At 52.3% G+C, this 17,107-nt stretch carries 15 protein-coding genes; 6 read left to right on the forward strand and 9 right to left on the reverse strand.

The genetic code is table 11. The features are described 5' to 3' along the window. The first annotated feature begins 374 nt into the window (after positions 1-374). The 3 genes from Dpoa2040_RS06075 (at position 375) to Dpoa2040_RS06085 (ending at position 4,340) form a co-directional block, all read left to right on the forward strand. Positions 375-833, forward strand: coding sequence for a hypothetical protein (locus tag Dpoa2040_RS06075; protein WP_042870578.1), 459 nt, complete (start codon positions 375-377; stop codon positions 831-833). Beyond that, a complete protein-coding gene (locus Dpoa2040_RS06080) occupies positions 830-2,668 on the forward strand; it encodes a GMC family oxidoreductase (RefSeq protein WP_168640647.1) in 1,839 nt (612 codons plus the stop codon). Before Dpoa2040_RS06075 ends, Dpoa2040_RS06080 begins: the two co-directional genes overlap by 4 nt. Positions 2,669-2,783: 115 nt before the next feature. Further along, complete coding sequence (locus Dpoa2040_RS06085) at positions 2,784-4,340, forward strand: ferritin-like domain-containing protein (RefSeq protein WP_168640648.1); 1,557 nt, start codon at positions 2,784-2,786, stop codon at positions 4,338-4,340. A gap of 66 nt (positions 4,341-4,406) precedes the next feature. Here Dpoa2040_RS06085 and Dpoa2040_RS06090 read toward each other — a convergent pair whose 3' ends face one another. From Dpoa2040_RS06090 to Dpoa2040_RS06115, 6 genes are all read right to left on the reverse strand, one after another. Continuing rightward, on the reverse strand, positions 4,407-5,171 hold the full coding sequence (locus tag Dpoa2040_RS06090) for an inositol monophosphatase family protein (RefSeq protein ID WP_168640649.1): 765 nt from the start codon (positions 5,169-5,171) through the stop codon (positions 4,407-4,409). 15 nt (positions 5,172-5,186) lie between these two features. Beyond that, positions 5,187-5,945 carry a glycerophosphodiester phosphodiesterase family protein gene (locus Dpoa2040_RS06095; protein WP_168640650.1) on the reverse strand — a complete coding sequence of 253 codons (759 nt, stop codon included), beginning with the start codon at positions 5,943-5,945 and terminating at the stop codon, positions 5,187-5,189. Between the two features lie 127 nt (positions 5,946-6,072). Continuing rightward, a complete protein-coding gene (locus Dpoa2040_RS06100) occupies positions 6,073-7,206 on the reverse strand; it encodes an extracellular solute-binding protein (RefSeq protein WP_168640651.1) in 1,134 nt (377 codons plus the stop codon). 35 nt (positions 7,207-7,241) lie between these two features. After that, positions 7,242-8,075: an ABC transporter permease gene (locus Dpoa2040_RS06105; protein ID WP_042870589.1), complete on the reverse strand. Its 834-nt coding sequence runs from the start codon at positions 8,073-8,075 to the stop codon at positions 7,242-7,244. Positions 8,076-8,078: 3 nt separating this feature from the next. Further along, a complete protein-coding gene (locus Dpoa2040_RS06110) occupies positions 8,079-8,933 on the reverse strand; it encodes an ABC transporter permease (RefSeq protein WP_168640652.1) in 855 nt (284 codons plus the stop codon). After that, positions 8,930-10,009, reverse strand: a complete 1,080-nt coding sequence (locus Dpoa2040_RS06115; RefSeq protein WP_042870592.1) for an ABC transporter ATP-binding protein — start codon at positions 10,007-10,009, stop codon at positions 8,930-8,932. The genes Dpoa2040_RS06110 and Dpoa2040_RS06115 overlap by 4 nt, the downstream gene beginning before the upstream one ends. A gap of 361 nt (positions 10,010-10,370) precedes the next feature. Here Dpoa2040_RS06115 and Dpoa2040_RS06120 point away from each other — a divergent pair, with 361 nt between their 5' ends. Continuing rightward, complete coding sequence (locus Dpoa2040_RS06120) at positions 10,371-11,495, forward strand: ROK family transcriptional regulator (RefSeq protein WP_168640653.1); 1,125 nt, start codon at positions 10,371-10,373, stop codon at positions 11,493-11,495. Positions 11,496-11,538: 43 nt separating this feature from the next. On the opposite strand, the gene Dpoa2040_RS06125 is transcribed toward Dpoa2040_RS06120, so the two are convergent. Beyond that, entirely contained in the window at positions 11,539-12,438 is a 900-nt protein-coding gene (locus Dpoa2040_RS06125) for a LysR family transcriptional regulator (protein WP_168640665.1), read from the reverse strand. A 142-nt stretch (positions 12,439-12,580) separates the two neighbouring features. Here Dpoa2040_RS06125 and Dpoa2040_RS06130 point away from each other — a divergent pair, with 142 nt between their 5' ends. Beyond that, entirely contained in the window at positions 12,581-13,087 is a 507-nt protein-coding gene (locus Dpoa2040_RS06130; protein WP_042870596.1) for a phenolic acid decarboxylase, read from the forward strand. Between the two features lie 192 nt (positions 13,088-13,279). Here the strand turns inward: Dpoa2040_RS06130 and Dpoa2040_RS06135 are convergent, their stop codons facing one another. Both Dpoa2040_RS06135 and Dpoa2040_RS06140 read right to left on the reverse strand, forming a co-directional pair. Continuing rightward, a complete protein-coding gene (locus Dpoa2040_RS06135; protein WP_168640654.1) occupies positions 13,280-15,229 on the reverse strand; it encodes a methyl-accepting chemotaxis protein in 1,950 nt (649 codons plus the stop codon). A 225-nt stretch (positions 15,230-15,454) separates the two neighbouring features. Next, positions 15,455-16,027 carry a hypothetical protein gene (locus Dpoa2040_RS06140; RefSeq protein ID WP_168640655.1) on the reverse strand — a complete coding sequence of 191 codons (573 nt, stop codon included), beginning with the start codon at positions 16,025-16,027 and terminating at the stop codon, positions 15,455-15,457. A 354-nt stretch (positions 16,028-16,381) separates the two neighbouring features. On the opposite strand from Dpoa2040_RS06140, the gene sodC reads away from it, so the two are divergent. After that, positions 16,382-16,906, forward strand: a complete 525-nt coding sequence (gene sodC, locus Dpoa2040_RS06145) for a superoxide dismutase family protein (protein ID WP_042870600.1) — start codon at positions 16,382-16,384, stop codon at positions 16,904-16,906. The last annotated feature ends 201 nt before the right edge of the window (positions 16,907-17,107 follow it).

The raw sequence follows: 17,107 nt of genomic DNA on the forward strand, positions 1-17,107 counted from the left end.
TATTGTCATGTTTTTTCTTTGATTCGCCCGGTTTAAAACACACTGTTTATTCAAAAAAGGAACACAGGCCACCCCGTTCTTTTTCCACCATCTTTCTTTATGCCGCTCTGTTTTCTGCCAAAGAGAACAGTAAAGGCACCACTTCCAGGGATACCGGTTGCCGTTACCTGTTAGGTATGTTCCAGACATACAGACTAACCCCGTACTGGCATACCAGGCTGCTGCTGAGATCGCTTTACCGGCTAACGGCGCTGTAAAACGATTGCTATAAATAGTGAGATAAATAATGCATTTCCCGTTCCACGACGTCTGATACCTGACACAGACGCGCGGTTTTCTCTTGGCTGTTCACGACATGGCACAGGTAACGCATCATGAGTAACAGTAGTGAATCCGACACCGCATTCGACGATTTTCTAACGCTCTCCGCCCTGCTTACCGGTTTTAGCCGATTTGAGCTGACCGGAACTGGGCTGGCCCATGACTATTTCACCTGGCTGCAACAGGCTGCTGCCATACCGTTCAGGCAACTGCAGCACGATTTTTCGGCACAACCGGATGACGAAGCGATACGGCTCAACTGGCTGCAAGCCACAGTACTGACATCGTCGTCGCTCGGCCCGGTCACACGCAGCTTGTTGCGGTTGTGGTATACCGGACAATGGGTTCCCGTTAGCCCGGCACCGAACGACACCGCCACATTCCTTAGCGATGCCGCCTGGCGCGAAGCGTTGATCTGGCAGGCCATCCATGCTCATCCTCAGGCTATCCGTCAACAGGAATTCGGCGCCTGGGCCGAACCACCGACGGCTGAATGGGGAGCACACGAATGAATTTCGTCACCCCTCATCAGGCTGAACAGACTGATTACGACGTGGTGATTGTCGGCGGCGGCATCGCTGGTTCACTGTTGGCCAAAACCCTGACCCATGGGGGAAAACGCTGCCTGATACTGGAAGCCGGCGACGCACAGAATCAACATTACACCGGCTACCGGCATACACTGCAGCGCTATCGCCAACGGGCGGATAAAAACCATCAGGTACCCAGCCCACATAACGTCAATGCACCGGTGCCGCACGATACGGCATTGCACCCGTTAATACCTGATGGGTATGACGATCGCGGCTATCTGGTGCAACGGGGACCATTGCCGTTCAGTTCTACCTATTGCCGGCAACTTGGCGGTACTTCGCTGCACTGGCTTGGCAGCGCCATGCGTATGCTGCCGGAAGACTTCGAATTGCAAAGTCGCTATGGCATCGGGCTGGACTGGCCACTGCGTTATAACGACCTCGAACCCTGGTATCGGGCCGCCGAATATGAACTGGGGGTATCGGCCAATGTGGAGGAGCAGGCTTATCTGGGCATTCGCTTTCCACCAGATTATGTCTATCCGATGCAAGGGCTGCCGCCTGCCTGGAGTGACCGACAGCTGGCACATCGCCTCACCGACATGGTTATCATGGAAGACGGGCGCTCAATACCGTTACCTTTGCGCAGCACCCCATCAGCCCGTAATGGCGTGCCCCACCCCGGTTATGACCATGGCCACGGTTATCACCCCCGCGGTGCGGCAGGCGGTTCGCCTCTCGGCTTACGCTGTACCGGCAGCAGTCACTGCACGCCGCTGTGCCCAACGCAAGCGCGTTACAATGCGTTGAAAACACTGGAAGATGCCGATCCGGCATTGTTGGATATTCTTACCTGTAGCGTGGCACACAAGTTGCTGATTGACCCATCCACAGACGCTATTACCGGCATCCAGTTTCGTCATTATGTGCACCATGAAACCGCGTTACATCATCTACATACCGTCAGTGCCCGGCGTTATGTATTGGCCGGCAACGCCATCGCCAATGCGGTTCTGCTACTGGCATCCGGCGCTTGTAAAGGCAATGATCTGGTAGGACGGCATCTGATGGACCACCCGGTACTGCCGGTATGGGGCCGGGCCGATATGCCGTTGTGGCCGATGCGTGGCCCGCTCACCACCTCAGGAATTGAAGCCTTGCGAGGCGGCCCGGCGCGAGCGAATCGGGCGGCATTTCGCATTGAATTGAGCAACGACGGCTGGCGCTGGCCGGTCAACACGCTCTATCAGGATGTCGAACAGCTACTCGATGAACCGTTGTGCGGTCCCCGCTTACGTAGCCAGATGCGTGAACGGCTGTCACGGCAATTCAGCGCCCGCTGTCTGGTAGAACAACTGCCTGAATACAATAACCGGGTAACGATTCATCCTGACTACCGCGATGCGCTGGGCAATTACCGCCCGGTGATTCACTACGATTTATCGCTGTATACCCGCTCCGGCATTGCTCGCGCAGGCTGTGTCATGCGCCAGATTTTCCGGCACATCGGTATTCGTGATCACAGCCACTATTCGCCCACTGAACCAGGTTATTTTACCTGTCAGGGACAGCCGCTGGCATTTGTTGGCGCCGGACACATCGCCGGCACCCACTGTATGGGTAATTCACCCCATCATTCGGTGGTTGATCGCCAGCAGCGTAGCTGGATTCATAAGAATCTCTATCTGGTAGGCGCCGGAAACATGGTTAGCATGGGAACAGCGCCGCCAACCCTGACGCTGGCAGCGCTGACGCTATGGGCAGCGCACACAATTCTTTCCGAACTGGACAGAATGTGTGCCAGCACACGTTAAACGCGAAAAAAACGCTACAAAAGATGATGATATTCAAGTTTCATGCTAGGAATAAATAGATAAGACTAACTACACACTTCGTCACTGCTGTTACTGACTAAGACGGAATAACACCATGAACTTAAACGAACAAACCCAAAAGCACGATTTGGAAACTACATTCAGGGAACAGGGCTACGTTAAATTAAACAGTCACAAGGATTTGGCCCATGAACTGGATGACATCCGTGATCTATTGCAAAAGGCCATGGTGCTGGAGCACGCGGTCATTCCCCCTTACCTGACCATGCTTTATACCGTGGATGATGATATCGATCCGCGAGTTCCCGACGTCATCCACTCCGTTGTGATTGAAGAAATGTTGCACTTCGTGATGGTCGGCAACTTGCTTAACGCGGTAGGCGGCACACCGGAGATCAATAGCCCCAGCTTCATGCCTGATTACCCAGCCACGTTGCCGTTCGGCATTGAAGACATGGAAATTCAGTTACATCCGTTTTCCCAACACGCCATACATCAGGCGATGCAAATCGAACACCCCAAATATGTCCGCCCGGAAGTGGTAGCCAGCCATGTCTGCAGTGACATGTCCATCGGCGAATACTATATCTACATCGAGTCACGCCTGCGTGCAGCGGTAGAATCCTTTGGCGAAAAAGCCGTATTCTGTGGCGATCCCACACGTCAGATTGAATCGGAACAATTCTGTCACGGCTCATACGGCCAGATCACGCCGGTTGTCGATTTGGACAGCGCGGTAAAAACGCTGCGTCAGATTTGCGATCAGGGCGAAGGTTCGCCGCACAATATTTGGCAAGGCGATGAAAATAATGTGCCGCATTACTACCGATTCAACGAAATCTACTGTGAACGCCTGTATGCGCATGGCGACACCATCGCCAGCGGCCCGACCGGCGAACCCCTGGCTATCGAATGGGATAAAGCAGTCAAAACCCATAGTGCGGCCAAGATCAGTGATTATCCGGAAGGTGAGCTACGCAAGGCGATTGTGCGTTTCAACCGCCGTTACAGCGAACTGCTGGAAAACCTGCAACTGGCGTTGTCTGGTCGCCCACTAAAACTCACCCCAACGGTAATGGCGATGGGGTCGCTGCGTGAAGATTTTCGCGCGATTGTTACCCACCCGTTCCCCGGTGATAACGCGTATCGGGCGGCGCCGACATTCGAGTATACCCCGCCGCCGCCGCCGCGCTTCCAGTCCAAGAGTCAGGCAGTGACGTTCTCCAACAACCAGGCCACGCTGGAAAAACTCTCCCAGGCTTATATTGCAGGCGATCTGCAAATGGCGCTGGCTTGCCTGAGCGAACAACTGGTGTGGGATATGACCGGTCCGGTAGATGTCCCCTATACCGGCGTTTTCTATGGTCACGAAGGTTTCTCACGCTTCTGGTCGCTGATGAGCCAGACAGTGGAATTCAGCAGCGAAGTGGTGGAAAAAGTCTTCTTCAGCGACAATCAGGCAATGGCTTACGGCAGTCAACAAGGGATCACCAAATCTACCCGTGTCCCTTACAGCTACGACTGGGCGATACGTTATGAATTCACCAGCGATCACCGCATTCGGCTGATGCGTCATTATTTCAACCCGATGCGTATTCAGGCCGCGCTGGCTGCCGCACCGTCAAAACCGCGGTCATTCATCAATAAATAACCGCTTCTGCACCATCACTCTCCCCGCACCGCCAGTCTGGCGGTGCTTTTTTTGGGGAAACGTACATCAGAGACTGAAAAACGGCTCCACTATCTGTTGAACATCGGGGATAGCGTTAGCGACATGCATCCCCCCTGACTCATAATTTCCCCGATACTTCACCACCAGTCCGGCTTCTGAACAGATAACCACCCCGGCAGCGATATCCCAAATGCTGGTGTTTTTTTCCACGTAACCATCAGTAAAGCCCAACGCGGCAAAACTCAATCCGACTGTGGCGCAACGATAACGAGCCACCGCCCAGCCCTCATCACGCAGGTAACCATCCAGAATGGCCACTTCCGCCGCAGGCCAATTATTGCTTTCACCCAGTGCCACTAACCGGACTTCGCTGAATGGCACCTGACGGCGATAAGGCATTCCGTTACGCCATACGCCACACCCAATTGCCGCAGACAGCGTCAGGTTCATCATCGGCAACGCAATAGTCCCTACCATCGCCAGCCCGTTCTCGATGTAGCCAAGTGAAATCCCCCACAACGGCAAGCCACGCAAAAAGTTGGTGGTACCATCTATCGGATCGATAGCCCAGAAACTGTCGCCGACTTCGCCCCCCATTTCCTCACCCAGAATCGCGTCCTGAGGAAACACTTCCCGCAGGCGATCACGGATTAACTGCTCTACCTGACGATCCGCATCCGACACAAAATCATTGGCGGATTTCTGTTCAACCACCACAGTGTCACGCCGGGCAAATAACTGTCTCGCCAACAACGTGGCTTCTTCCATGACGGTATTGGCGGTTTCAAAGCGCAACTGCAAATCAGACATCACATCCTCCGGTTACTAGCCCAGCAAGTCAGGAATATCAGACAGCACCGTCTGAGCGCCATTGTCCAGAAAGCGCCGGGCCTGAGCGGCGTCATTAACAACCGCCACCGCGTATTCGATACCACTGTCTGACAAAATGTGCTGGGCTTCGTCATCCAATAGTTCCGCCAGACAGTGCAATATCTGACAATGTGTTTCCTGTAATAACGCTACCGGTTTTTTCGGCGGCACTACCACAGCAAAGGCGCGTGGCACATCCGGCATCAAGCGCGCCGCCGTCTGAATCGAACGAACGGAAAAACTCGACAGAAACAGGCGATCACGACGGTTGGCTGGCCACATCTTCAGCACCCCCAACGCCACTTCCGCCGTTTCTACGTCATCTCCCGCCGTTGGTTTCAGTTCGAGCTGCAACCCCACATCCAACTCCAGCACGCAGGTGATAAGCTCCGGCAACGTCGGGATAGTCACACCGGCAAATGCCTCACCGAATTGCGCACGCGCTTCCAGTTGGCGAATCTCCGCCAGAGTCAACGCGGCGACCAGACCATGACCGTTGGTGGTGCGATCTACCCGATCATCATGGATGATCACCGGCTGACCATCCTTGGTTAGTTTGACATCCACCTCCAGCCACTTCGCGCCACAAAGCACGGCTTTGTGCATGGCGACCAGCGTATTTTCCGGCGCCAACGCAGAAGCGCCACGGTGGGCGATTAACGCATCATTTACCACGCGCTGACGGCGCAGATAATCAGTTACAGCATCAGACATAATGGTTTCCCTGGTGTTTCAATGCATCGGTGTTAAGTAAGAAAGTATGTTGAACCAATGGACATGTTGCCTTGCCCGCATCAGATACAAACAGGTTGTTCAGACGTCATAACAAGGCATCGTGATGTCATTTCAGCATCACGTTTTGAATAAACTGTTTTTTAATTTCGTCACCCAAGGGTTTGGCCGCCCAGGCAAAGCTATGCGACCTATCCAGCGAGTCTGTCGCAGATATCTCTTCCCCGGCTGGCATTAGCGGTGCGGTACCGAATTGCGTATGAAAACGCAATTGCGTTTCTGGCTGCGTCAAGTAGTGAATAAACAGTAATGCCGCTGCCTTATGTTTGGCGTTGGCCGGAATCCCCACCACATTACCGCCTCCAGGCATACCAAAATCAGGCAGGTAGAACTTGATGTCCGGCGACACTTCACCTTTGTGTTGCAGAGAGAGCACCAGATCCTCCCATGAGGCGGCAAGTTTGAATTCGCCGGCATTCAGCCGGGTCATGCTATCGGCATTAGACGCACTGATGACAAGGCTATTTTTATAACGGTTGAACCACTGCCAGGCCGGCGTGAGCCGTTGCAGTATCTCCGGCGTGACACTGCCGTTGCGGTAGTCAACATTGCTGACCAACGCACGGGTAATAGATTCGATAAACGCCGGGCCAGAACCGCCATTTTCCACGTTAAAGACGAATTCACCGGGATTCTTAATCAGAAACTGTTCGAACTGGGGTAATGAATGCGGCAAGGCGGCAGCATTGATGCGTGCTGAATTGTAGGCAATGACGGTCTGATTAGCCCAAAACGCAACGGCATAACCCTGAGTATCGACCCCTTCTATCTGATAGGTCAGCTTATCGCCAGCTGGCAAGCGGGAAGTGAGCGGTCCCCAGAACAGTCTGGGACCGTTAAGCAGCCCGAACTGGCTACCGCCTACCGATATGACATCGATATCTCCTTGCTGACGGTTCTGCTCCGCCAGCAGCTTATTGATGCTGGCTGCTGCTTCGCCATCCGGAATGGTGACCCGGATGCCATACTGTTTCTCAAACGCTTTAACTTCATCGCGCAGTCGATCCTGGTAATACCAGTTAAACCAGGTAAGTTGCCCTTCTTTACGCGCCTGCGCCTCTACTTCCTGCCAGGACATCGTTTTCAAATCTGCCGCCAGAGCTTGCGCCTGATACAACGGCAACAGTAATAACGGCAACGCCGCCAGCTTGCGCAGGGCCGACAACGTAAATCGAATACGCATACAAGACTCCCCTGAATGGTTAAGCCGCATCATCGCTATCCTTTATTGACGAAGGCTGACACGGGCACATTTTTGAGACAGCGCTCCATCAGCAGCATCAGCACGACGTTGGGCACCACCAGAATCAGAGACACCACTGCCGCGTTGGGCCGGATGAAGTTGTAGCCAAGGTATGAATAGAGAATGGTTGGTACGGTGACAAAGTCAGGCGCTCCGACGATGTAGGAGACGGAGAACTCTTCAATCGACAGGATAAACACCATAATTATCGCCGCCATAGCGCCAGACTGGAGCGATGGCCAGTAGGCGACCCGGAACACATCCCGTTTGGATGCCCCCAGGTTGCGCGCCGCATCCACCAGATCCTGCCGAACCTGGCTAAAAGAGACACTCAAAATACGAATGGCGTACGGCAGAAACAGCACCGTATGGCCGACAAAAATCCCCATAAAGCGGGAATATACCCCCAGTCGTATCAGTAGCGAGGAGAAGAACACCGCCACCACAAATCCCGGCAGCACAATCGGCAACAACGTCAGCACCTGCGCCAGCCCTTTGCCGGGAAACGTCATACGGCCAAACGCATAGGCGGTCGGCATTGCCAGCAACAGGCATGTCAACGTCACTACCGGTGCCAGCAGATAACTGTGCAGCAACGCATCGGGCAATGAAGTGTTATTCCATAACTCAACCCAACGCAACAACGACAACACCGGCGGAAATACATGTGGGTAAGACCAAGGGTGAGAGGGGTCTACCAGTGACCATAGCACCGCCATGGCGAACGGCAGAATCAGCCAGAGGCACCCCAGCAGCAGGAACAGCACCACCAGCAGGCGATTGAGTCGGTTAATGGCTGTTTGTTGCATTGATTATCCCCTCATGCCGCGCACAACCACACCGGCGGCCATTGCCAACAGCCCGGCCCCTGCCAGCGACAACAGCATCAACATCATCGCCACCACTGCCGCCTGATTCCAGCCGTCAGTTCCTGATTGCTGTACGCGGAACATCAGTTGCGACATGGAATACAGGTTGACCGGACCCGCGACTGACTGAAAAGAAAAGTCGCCAGCCGCGCCGATAAAGATCAGCATCATCGCCGTCTGCAACGCCCGTAGTGTTAACGGCAGCACAATGCGGCGAAAGCGGACCCATACGCCAGCACCAAGATTCCGGGCAGCCTCCAGCACCGTTTCTCCGATGGCCTGCACCGACCCACTCAACAACAGCAGCGCAAACGGCATCTGCTTCCAGACCTGCAGCAGAATCACGCCGATACCGTTGGCGTCGTTCTGCATACGAATTGGCCGTTCCGTCAGCCCCAGCCGTAACATCACCACGTTGAGAAATCCCTGATAAGAAATGAAATTGACGAACAAAAACGCCGCCGTCAGCCCCGGCACCAGCAACGGCGCTTTTAACATTGCGCGCAGCGTCATCGCCCCCGGAAACGGTTTGCGCAGCCAGATAGCCAACGGATAAGCCAGTGCCACCGACAACACCGCACTGAGCAACGCAATACGTGCCGAATAAAAAAAAGAGCGCCACAGCTGCTCGTCAGTCAGCATGACTTGCCAAAAACGCAGCGATAACCCACTGTCGCCGGCAAAATTGAAAAAACCCAACGACTGAGAAAACGCCATGCACAACACCGCCCCCATCGCCAGCACGATGATTCCCACCCCCGGCAGTATCAACAGATAGGCCATGAACGGCGATCTCATGCCACCCCCTCGCGCAAGAACCGCAGTGCATCTGGCGCCAGCGAAAAATAGTAGGTTTCACCCTCCAGTAGCGGCTGGTATCCCAACAACTGGATGCGGAAACACAGGGTATTGTTATCGGGAAGACAACCTTCGACGTCCGTCAGGTTGCCAAGAAAGGTATGGCGCTTAACGCGCAACGCAAAGATGTTCTGCCCCAGCGCAGACGTTGATAGCAGACAGGCTTTTTCCGGACGCCAGCATAGATAAATACGCTCATGAGCTGGCGGATCATCCGACGTCACCACGAATTCACCCAATGCGGTCACCACCCGGTAGTATCCGTTATCGTCATCCCGCGATGTGACCGTGCCTGTCATGATGTTGGCCGTACCAATAAAATCAGCGACAAAGCGATTGACTGGCTGGTGATAAATTTCCTGCGGCGTGCCGGTCTGAATAATACTGCCGCCGTGCATGACTATCACCCTGTCGGACATTGCCAGTGCTTCAGCCTGGTCATGCGTGACATAAACCGCGGTAAAACCGTGTTTACGTTGCAGAGTGCGGATCTGTAACCGCAGTTGCTCACGCAGCCGGGCATCCAGATTGGATAGCGGCTCATCGAACAGCATCACATCCGGTCGCACTGCCATTGAGCGCGCCAGCGCCACCCGCTGTTGCTGCCCACCTGATAACTGAGCAGGTAATTTGTCCAGATGCCCGGCCATTGCCACGGTCAGCGCCATTTCCACTACCCGGTGGCTTAGTGTCTCCCGTGGTGTATTCCGTTGTTGCAATCCAAAAGCAATGTTTTCCGATACCGTCAGATGCGGAAACAACGCATAGGATTGAAAGCACATCGCCGTATTGCGCTTTTCCGGCTCCAGGCCGTTCATGTTTCGTCCACCAATACAGATGCGTCCGTCGTCCAGCGGCACAAACCCGGCAATAGCACGCAATAACGTGGTTTTGCCGCACCCGGATGGTCCCAGCAAGGTAACGAATTCGCCTTCATTAACATCGAACGATACTCCCTTGAGAACGGGCACATCGCCATAAGCCACGCTGGCACGTTCTACTTCCAGTCTACCCATTCACATGCTCTCCAGTAGGTCGCAACGCGCCTATTCCACAAGGTAAAAACACTGCCAATTCAATTTATAATGCATTATGCATAATAATGATGACAGATATGTTGCGAATATGTCACTGGAAGTGAATGAAATAATAAACTGATATGTAAATGAATATATAAAAATAACCTATAAATGCAGGTACAATCGACTTCATTTATCAGGTTGTATACGATGAAAAATGTAATTATCATTCATAATGTTTAATTATTGACATTATCTAATTTATAATATGCCATTATGAACCAGAGGCTAACTGCACAATCTGGCAATATAAAAAGGATCTACACACTATGAGCATACGCGCGGGAGTCTGTCCCTGATGCGGCCAATACTTCACGATAACGAAAGTGCCACCGTGAACGAACGCATGATTCTGGATATTGTCCGACGTCACCGAAGCATCATGCGTTCTGCGATTTCACCGCAGACCAATCTCACCCAACCGTCCGTGCATCGCATTATTGATAGCCTGCTGGAGCGCGGATTGCTGCAACTGGGCGAAAACATCGTACACGGGCGCGGCAAACCCAGCCCGGCGCTGGAACTGGCACCAGCTGCGCGTTACAGCATCGGCATCTCGGTGAATACCGATACGCTGGCATTTTGCTTGTGTGACTTCAGTTGCCAGGTGTTGCACGAAGAAACGCTGGATATTCCGCTGGATGACCGTACGCGGGCCATGTTTACGCTAAAAGAACGGGTACGTAAGGCGCTGCACCAATATGCTATTCCTGCGCCAGCCGTTGTGGGCGTCGGGTTTGCCATCGCCGGTTATCTGATAGGAGATAACCGGTTGTTCAATGCACCGGAGCCGCTGCGCGACTGGTCATTGGTTGATCTCAAAAGCGAACTGGAAACCCTGTTTGATCTCAACGTCTGGACGGAGAACAACTCCACCACCGGTGCGATTGGTGAATCCGTACTGGGCGCAGGCCTGCACTACCCAACCTTTGGCTACCTGTCATTCAACTATGGCTTTGGCGCAGGGCTTATCCTTAACGGTCAACCCTTTTCCGGTTCGTTCGGCAATGCCGGGGAAATCAGCCGTATTTATACCGAACAGGAATTCCACTCAAGGCCGGCGTTGGGAGAGTTGCTCAAGCGGCTCAACGCGCACGGTATCGATATCCAACACGTGAGCACACTGCGCCAGCAGTTCGACCCGCAATGGCCGGGTGTACGCGACTGGGTGGAAGAAATCAGGCCCTACCTGAATCGGGCGATTGATGCGATGCGTGCGGTAGTAGACCCTGCCGCCATCGTGTTTGGCGGCGAACTGCCGATGGCATTAGGTGAGATGCTGCTCAGCGTACCGCCAACCGAGCTGCCGCCTCGGTATGGCCATGCCGCTCATTATCCGCGACTCTTGCTGAGCCAGATCCAGCACGACCCGGCGGTGCTGGGTGCGGCGTTAATGCCATTAAAAGCACGTTATTTTACCTGAATTCGGTTTTACGGCAGTGTGTACTGCCGTAAAAGTGACAATGTCACTCAGAATTCAGCGTAGCAGTTGCTTCCGTCAGCAATGATACCAGCGTAGCGACTTCGGTATCACAGGGTTGCTTTTCTTCCTCCACTACCAGATACAGCGGCGTAAAACGCCGCCCACCTTGCGGTAATGGCAATAATTTCAGTTCACCCGATGCCAGCCCAGATACGATACGGGTTTCCGGCATCCAGCCGTAGCCAACGCCATGCATTACCGCTTCCAACGCCGCCTCCACCGTCGTAAACGTCCAGTTTTCAGCGTTGGCCGGTTTATGCAGACTGTCTTTCTGCTGTTGTCTATCAATAATTTCAATCAGCGGATACGCGCCAAGATCCGCAAACGACAACGGTGCGGCCAGTTGGTGCAACGGGTGGTCAGACCGGGCGACGGCCACAAACGCCATTTCCATCAGCAATCGCCCCCGATTCACGCCCTCCCACGGTTGGGAAATCAACCAGATATCTGCCTGATACCCCGCCAGTTGCGCCCGGCTTTCGCTGCGCAGCACTTCCATCAGATGAACCTGCGTATGTGGATAACGCAACTGGAAGGTGCGCAGCGCAGAAAACAAGGTCGGTTTGGGGAAAATGCTGTCCACTACCAAATCGATCCTCGCTCGCCCACCTCTGCGCAGCACATCCGCCCGCCATTCTAACGCCTGAAAGGCATGTAGCAGCGGAATCACCTGCGTCAGCAGTTGCTGCCCTTGCGCGGTCAGCACCGTCCGACGTCCGGATGGTTCCAGCAGCGTCACCCCCAACCGCTCCTGCATCAACGACAATTGATAACTGATTGAAGACTGGCTGCGATTAAACGCTTGTGCCGCCGGGGCAAAGCCACCCAACTCCACTACGGCCTGTAGCAGTGTCCATTGTTCCAGTGTCGTTTTCGTCAACATCATGTTTCAACTGCCCTTCACATCACGCTCGGTTCATCTCTTTATTCATCTAATTATCAAATCAATTAGCGCTAAAAACAGTGTTATTCATCAACTTAACTCGTCTTTATACTGCTCTCCAGCCAACAAAAAGGAAAACAGTATGAGCAATTTCGACAAACAGGATCTCAGCGGTTTTGTGGGAAAACATCTGGTTTATACCTACGACAACGGCTGGAATTACGAGATCTACGTGAAAAATGACCACACGCTGGATTACCGCATTCATAGCGGTATTGTGGCCAACCGCTGGGTGAAAGATCAGCAGGTGTTTATCGCCCGCGTCGCCCGCGACGTCTACAAAATATCCTGGACCGAACCAACCGGTACCGACGTGAGTTTGATCGTCAATCTGGGTGACCGGATTTTCCACGGCACCATATTCTTCCCTCGCTGGGTGATCAACAATCCGGAAAAAACCGTGTGCTTCCAGAATGATCACATTCCGCTGATGGAATCCTATCGTACGGCAGGCCCGGCCTACCCGACTGAAGTGATTGACGAATTCGCTACCATCACTTTTGTGCGCGACTGTGGCGAAAACGACAATAGCGTTATCAATTGCCCCGCCAGCGATCTGCCGGCCAATTTCCCGCAAAACCTGCGCTAACGCACCCGACGGCGCACCGCCCGGTTCGCCGTTTTTCCCATTGCCCTATTTTCTTCACGTCATCATCGGCATCATCGGCATCAGGGTAGACCGCATCACAGGCTGAATATAGAACGCTCAAATATCCCCCTATAACACGCAACGGCAGGCCATCAGGCCTGCCGTTTTTACTCGTCATCCTGAAAACAAGACTCAGAACGTTGTCCAGTTATCCGCTGATACACTGGCTGAACGATTGACCGGCAATATCGCTGGCCGACTGGCGGTATCAGCAAGACGCGGATGACCAGCCATATAACCTGAGGCCTGTGGTTCATCCTGCGCCGACAGACGGAATACCGACACAAGCCGTGATAGTTTCGCTGCTTCATCTTCCAGTGAATTCGCCGCCGCGGACGACTCATTCACCATCGCAGCATTTTGCTGAATAGTGGTATCCATTTCTGACACCGCCGCGCCAATTTGCGCGATGCCGCGACTTTGCTCATCCGACGCGGAAGCGATTTCCCCCATAATGTCGTGTACCCGCTTGACGGACGACACAATATCATCCATTGCACTTCCCGCATCCGAAACCAGCACCGTACCCGTGCTAACCCGTGAAACCGATTCTGAGATCAAGCCTTCAATCTCTTTGGCCGCCTGAGAACTCCGTTGTGCCAGATTGCGCACCTCGCCAGCGACGACGGCAAAACCACGCCCTTGTTCCCCTGCACGTGCCGCTTCTACCGCAGCGTTAAGCGCGAGGATATTAGTCTGAAATGCAATACTGTTGATGACGGTAGTAATATCAGAAATCTTTTTCGAACTGCCGGATATGTCATCCATCGTCTGAATGACCTTATGAATAATCTCACCGCCCCGATTGGCATTATCAGATGCCTGCTCGGAAATCTGGCTGGCATGGCGGGCATTGTCGGCATTATTTTTCACTGTGGCGGTAAGTTGTTCCATGCTGGCGGCGGTTTCCACAATGGCCGACGATTGCTGCTCAGTACGCGAAGACAGGTCGTTATTGCCGGCTGCGATATCCGAAGAGGCTTTCGCCACGCTGTAGACACTGTGCCGGATATCGGCAATCAACTGACGCAGCTTTTCAGTCATTAACATCATAGCCTGGGTCAGTTGCCCCAGCTCATCATGCCGCTCTACCGTCACACTGGCAGACAAGTCACCACCGGCAATTTTTTCCGCCAGTTTCAGGTTAGCAATCACCGGTCGGGTTATCTGGCGAGTGACCGACCAGGAAATAAATACCCCCATAATCACAGCGGCAATACCAGAAATGACCGTCTGGAACACTGAATTCTCGATAACATCGTTATTACGGGCACCAATTTTTTTAAGAATCACACCGATGTCATTAATCAATTTATCTCCAATTGCCCTGAGATCGGAATCAGACGCTCTTAACTGATTAAGTTTATCGCTATATTTCACCCCGCTCTGGTTGTAATGCTCAATTCGGTTACCAAGCTCGCTGACGCTATTTCTCAACTCGGCAGGAAGTGCCCCATTCAGATTATCGAAGGATTTTTTCGCCTGCTCATAAACACTCTGCATGGCTTTGAACGCAGCGTCGCTGTTTTCTTTTTGCAACAAGTGCACTTTATCCACCAGTTGTGCATAGAGTATGCTGGTCTGATGATACTGGCGTAACAGATTGATATCATTAGAGCTGGTGTAAAGCACATCGCTCAGGGCAGCTTTCTGGTCAAGCGCCGTGATGTCTTTTGTGACCTCGTTCATACCATTAACACTGGTTTTGATACGATCAATATTTTTGCCGTAATCGGTGAAATCCTGCGCTACATTTTTAAAATCATTCTGGTAAGTCTCATCCCAATTCAGTGCATTCACTTTTTCATTTAACCGACGAGCTTGCTCAAGATATTTGTCCAGATTGGTGAGGTTTTCGTTATTGAGGGTATAGGCGAATTTAATTCGGGAAATTCGGGTGAGATCAATAAAATTTCCCATTTCATTCATAATCGAGCTTTTACTATACAAGTCCCGAATCATGAAAAAACGAACCGAACTAAAAGTTGACGCCAAAATAACCAGCAGCAACACAATGCCAAATCCGCCATACAGCTTGTGAGAGATCTTTAGATTCCTCAGATAATTCCCAAACACACTCATCCTTAACGTCTCCAACTGGGTGATAACATCGTGAAAAAATTGCACGCATATTTTTATTTATCGGAAATAATTGGTTTTTTTGCAGCAACAAAACGTGATACTTGTCACATTTTTATTGAAATAGTGATTTATAAAAATCAAAAATGATTTTTTTTCATCAAGTTTCGGGAGGAGACCAAAAAAACCCCGCCATCAGGCAGGGCTACACGCTCACATTGCAGTCTGTTATTTGGCTGGTGTCAGCAGGTTTTTCCCAATAGCCAACACCGCACTGGCCTGACGCTGTTGCGCCGGTTCAAACATTTTATTATCCACCAGTGTTACCGGCTGGATTTCCACCACCCGGCCTTTAACCACAGCTGAACACAGTGAGTGCACCACCTGGTCATTCAGAATCGTCAGCAGACAACGGAATTTAGGTGCGCCCTCCGCAACCAGTTCCTTTTTTTCTGGTCGAATGCGTTGGCGTAACATCTCTTTCTCAGAACTGGCAACAGCGGCATCCAGTTCATTTTCACTCGTGGCTTGCTGCCCGTTAGCCAACGGCGGCATATAGATAGTTACCAGCGCCTTACGTTTCGTTGCGGTATCCACATATTCAGCCTGTACCGAATGCTCTTTCGCATTCACTTCCACGCCTCGGCGTTTAAGTCCGTCAACCGCTGCCGGTAACGCATCCGCCAGTTGTTGAGAAGTATAACCGGCAATCAGGTCCGGATTATTATTGTCGGCAAAACCATAGAGCGGCATCGTCAGCAACAGACCACATAGCCCTTTCATTATCAAACCTTTACTCATTTTTTCGTCTCCTTCTGCCTAATTTTTTCATCATATTTCATCCCCTGATAACACTATATATCAAATTGTTGCTTTATCAGTGTGATAGCGCCTGTTTTTACCGTGATTTAGTCATTCCGCAGCCCATGATGTTCGATACGCCGTGGTAATCCCGCGTAACCTCCAGATTGACAGCAGTAATAAGTGACGTTGTCACTATAAATACTGGCGTGCTTCACCCTGCCAACTATAGTTTTGTTGGGTGAAGCAATTTTGTTGGGTAAATCGACACCGAATATCTTCCGTATGACCGCCGGTTTTTCCGCGTGATGCCCACAACGCAGCAAAACCGATAATGGAAAAGAAGGGAACATCATGACACTAAAAGTATTGATTCTGGCTGGCTTGTTCGTCAGTGCGCTAGCTCACTCGGCCAGCACCACGGTCACGCTAAAAGAGGCGTTGCCGACAGGAGATGGCAATACGCTTGGCGATATCACCATTACCGAAACAGAATATGGCCTGCTGTTCAGCCCCAGTCTGAAAGGATTGCAGCCTGGCATTCACGGCTTCCACGTCCATACCAATGCCAGTTGCGCACCGGGTGAACAAAATGGCAACAAAGTACCGGCGCTGGCAGCCGGTGGTCACCTGGACCCGCAGAAAACCGGTCAACATCTCGGCCCCTACAATAGCAAAGGCCACCTTGGCGACCTGCCGGGATTGGTGGTCAATGCCGATGGCACCGCCAATTACGAGGTGCTGGCTCCACGGCTGAAATCACTCTCAGAGGTAAAAAACCATGCCTTGATGATTCATACCGGCGGTGATAATTACGCGGATATGCCGAAAGAACTCGGCGGCGGTGGTATGCGTATCGCCTGCGGCGTCATTCAATAATCTGTTGTTGACCGATCAATGTATTGGTAACCAATCAATGTATTGGTGACCGATGATGTTTCGCTGGCCGTTGCAGGCAACATGGCGACAGCATCGGTCATCTTTATATGTATTGTTTAACCCGTACTGTTTGTAGTGGTACAGTTGACGGCACGTTAAAATACATTAGCTAACCTTTTTTGTTGCGCAGTGTTACAAATT

It is taken from the genome of Dickeya sp. CFBP 2040, from assembly GCF_012273755.1.
In the GTDB taxonomy this organism is placed as follows: Bacteria; Pseudomonadota; Gammaproteobacteria; order Enterobacterales; family Enterobacteriaceae; genus Dickeya; species Dickeya poaceiphila.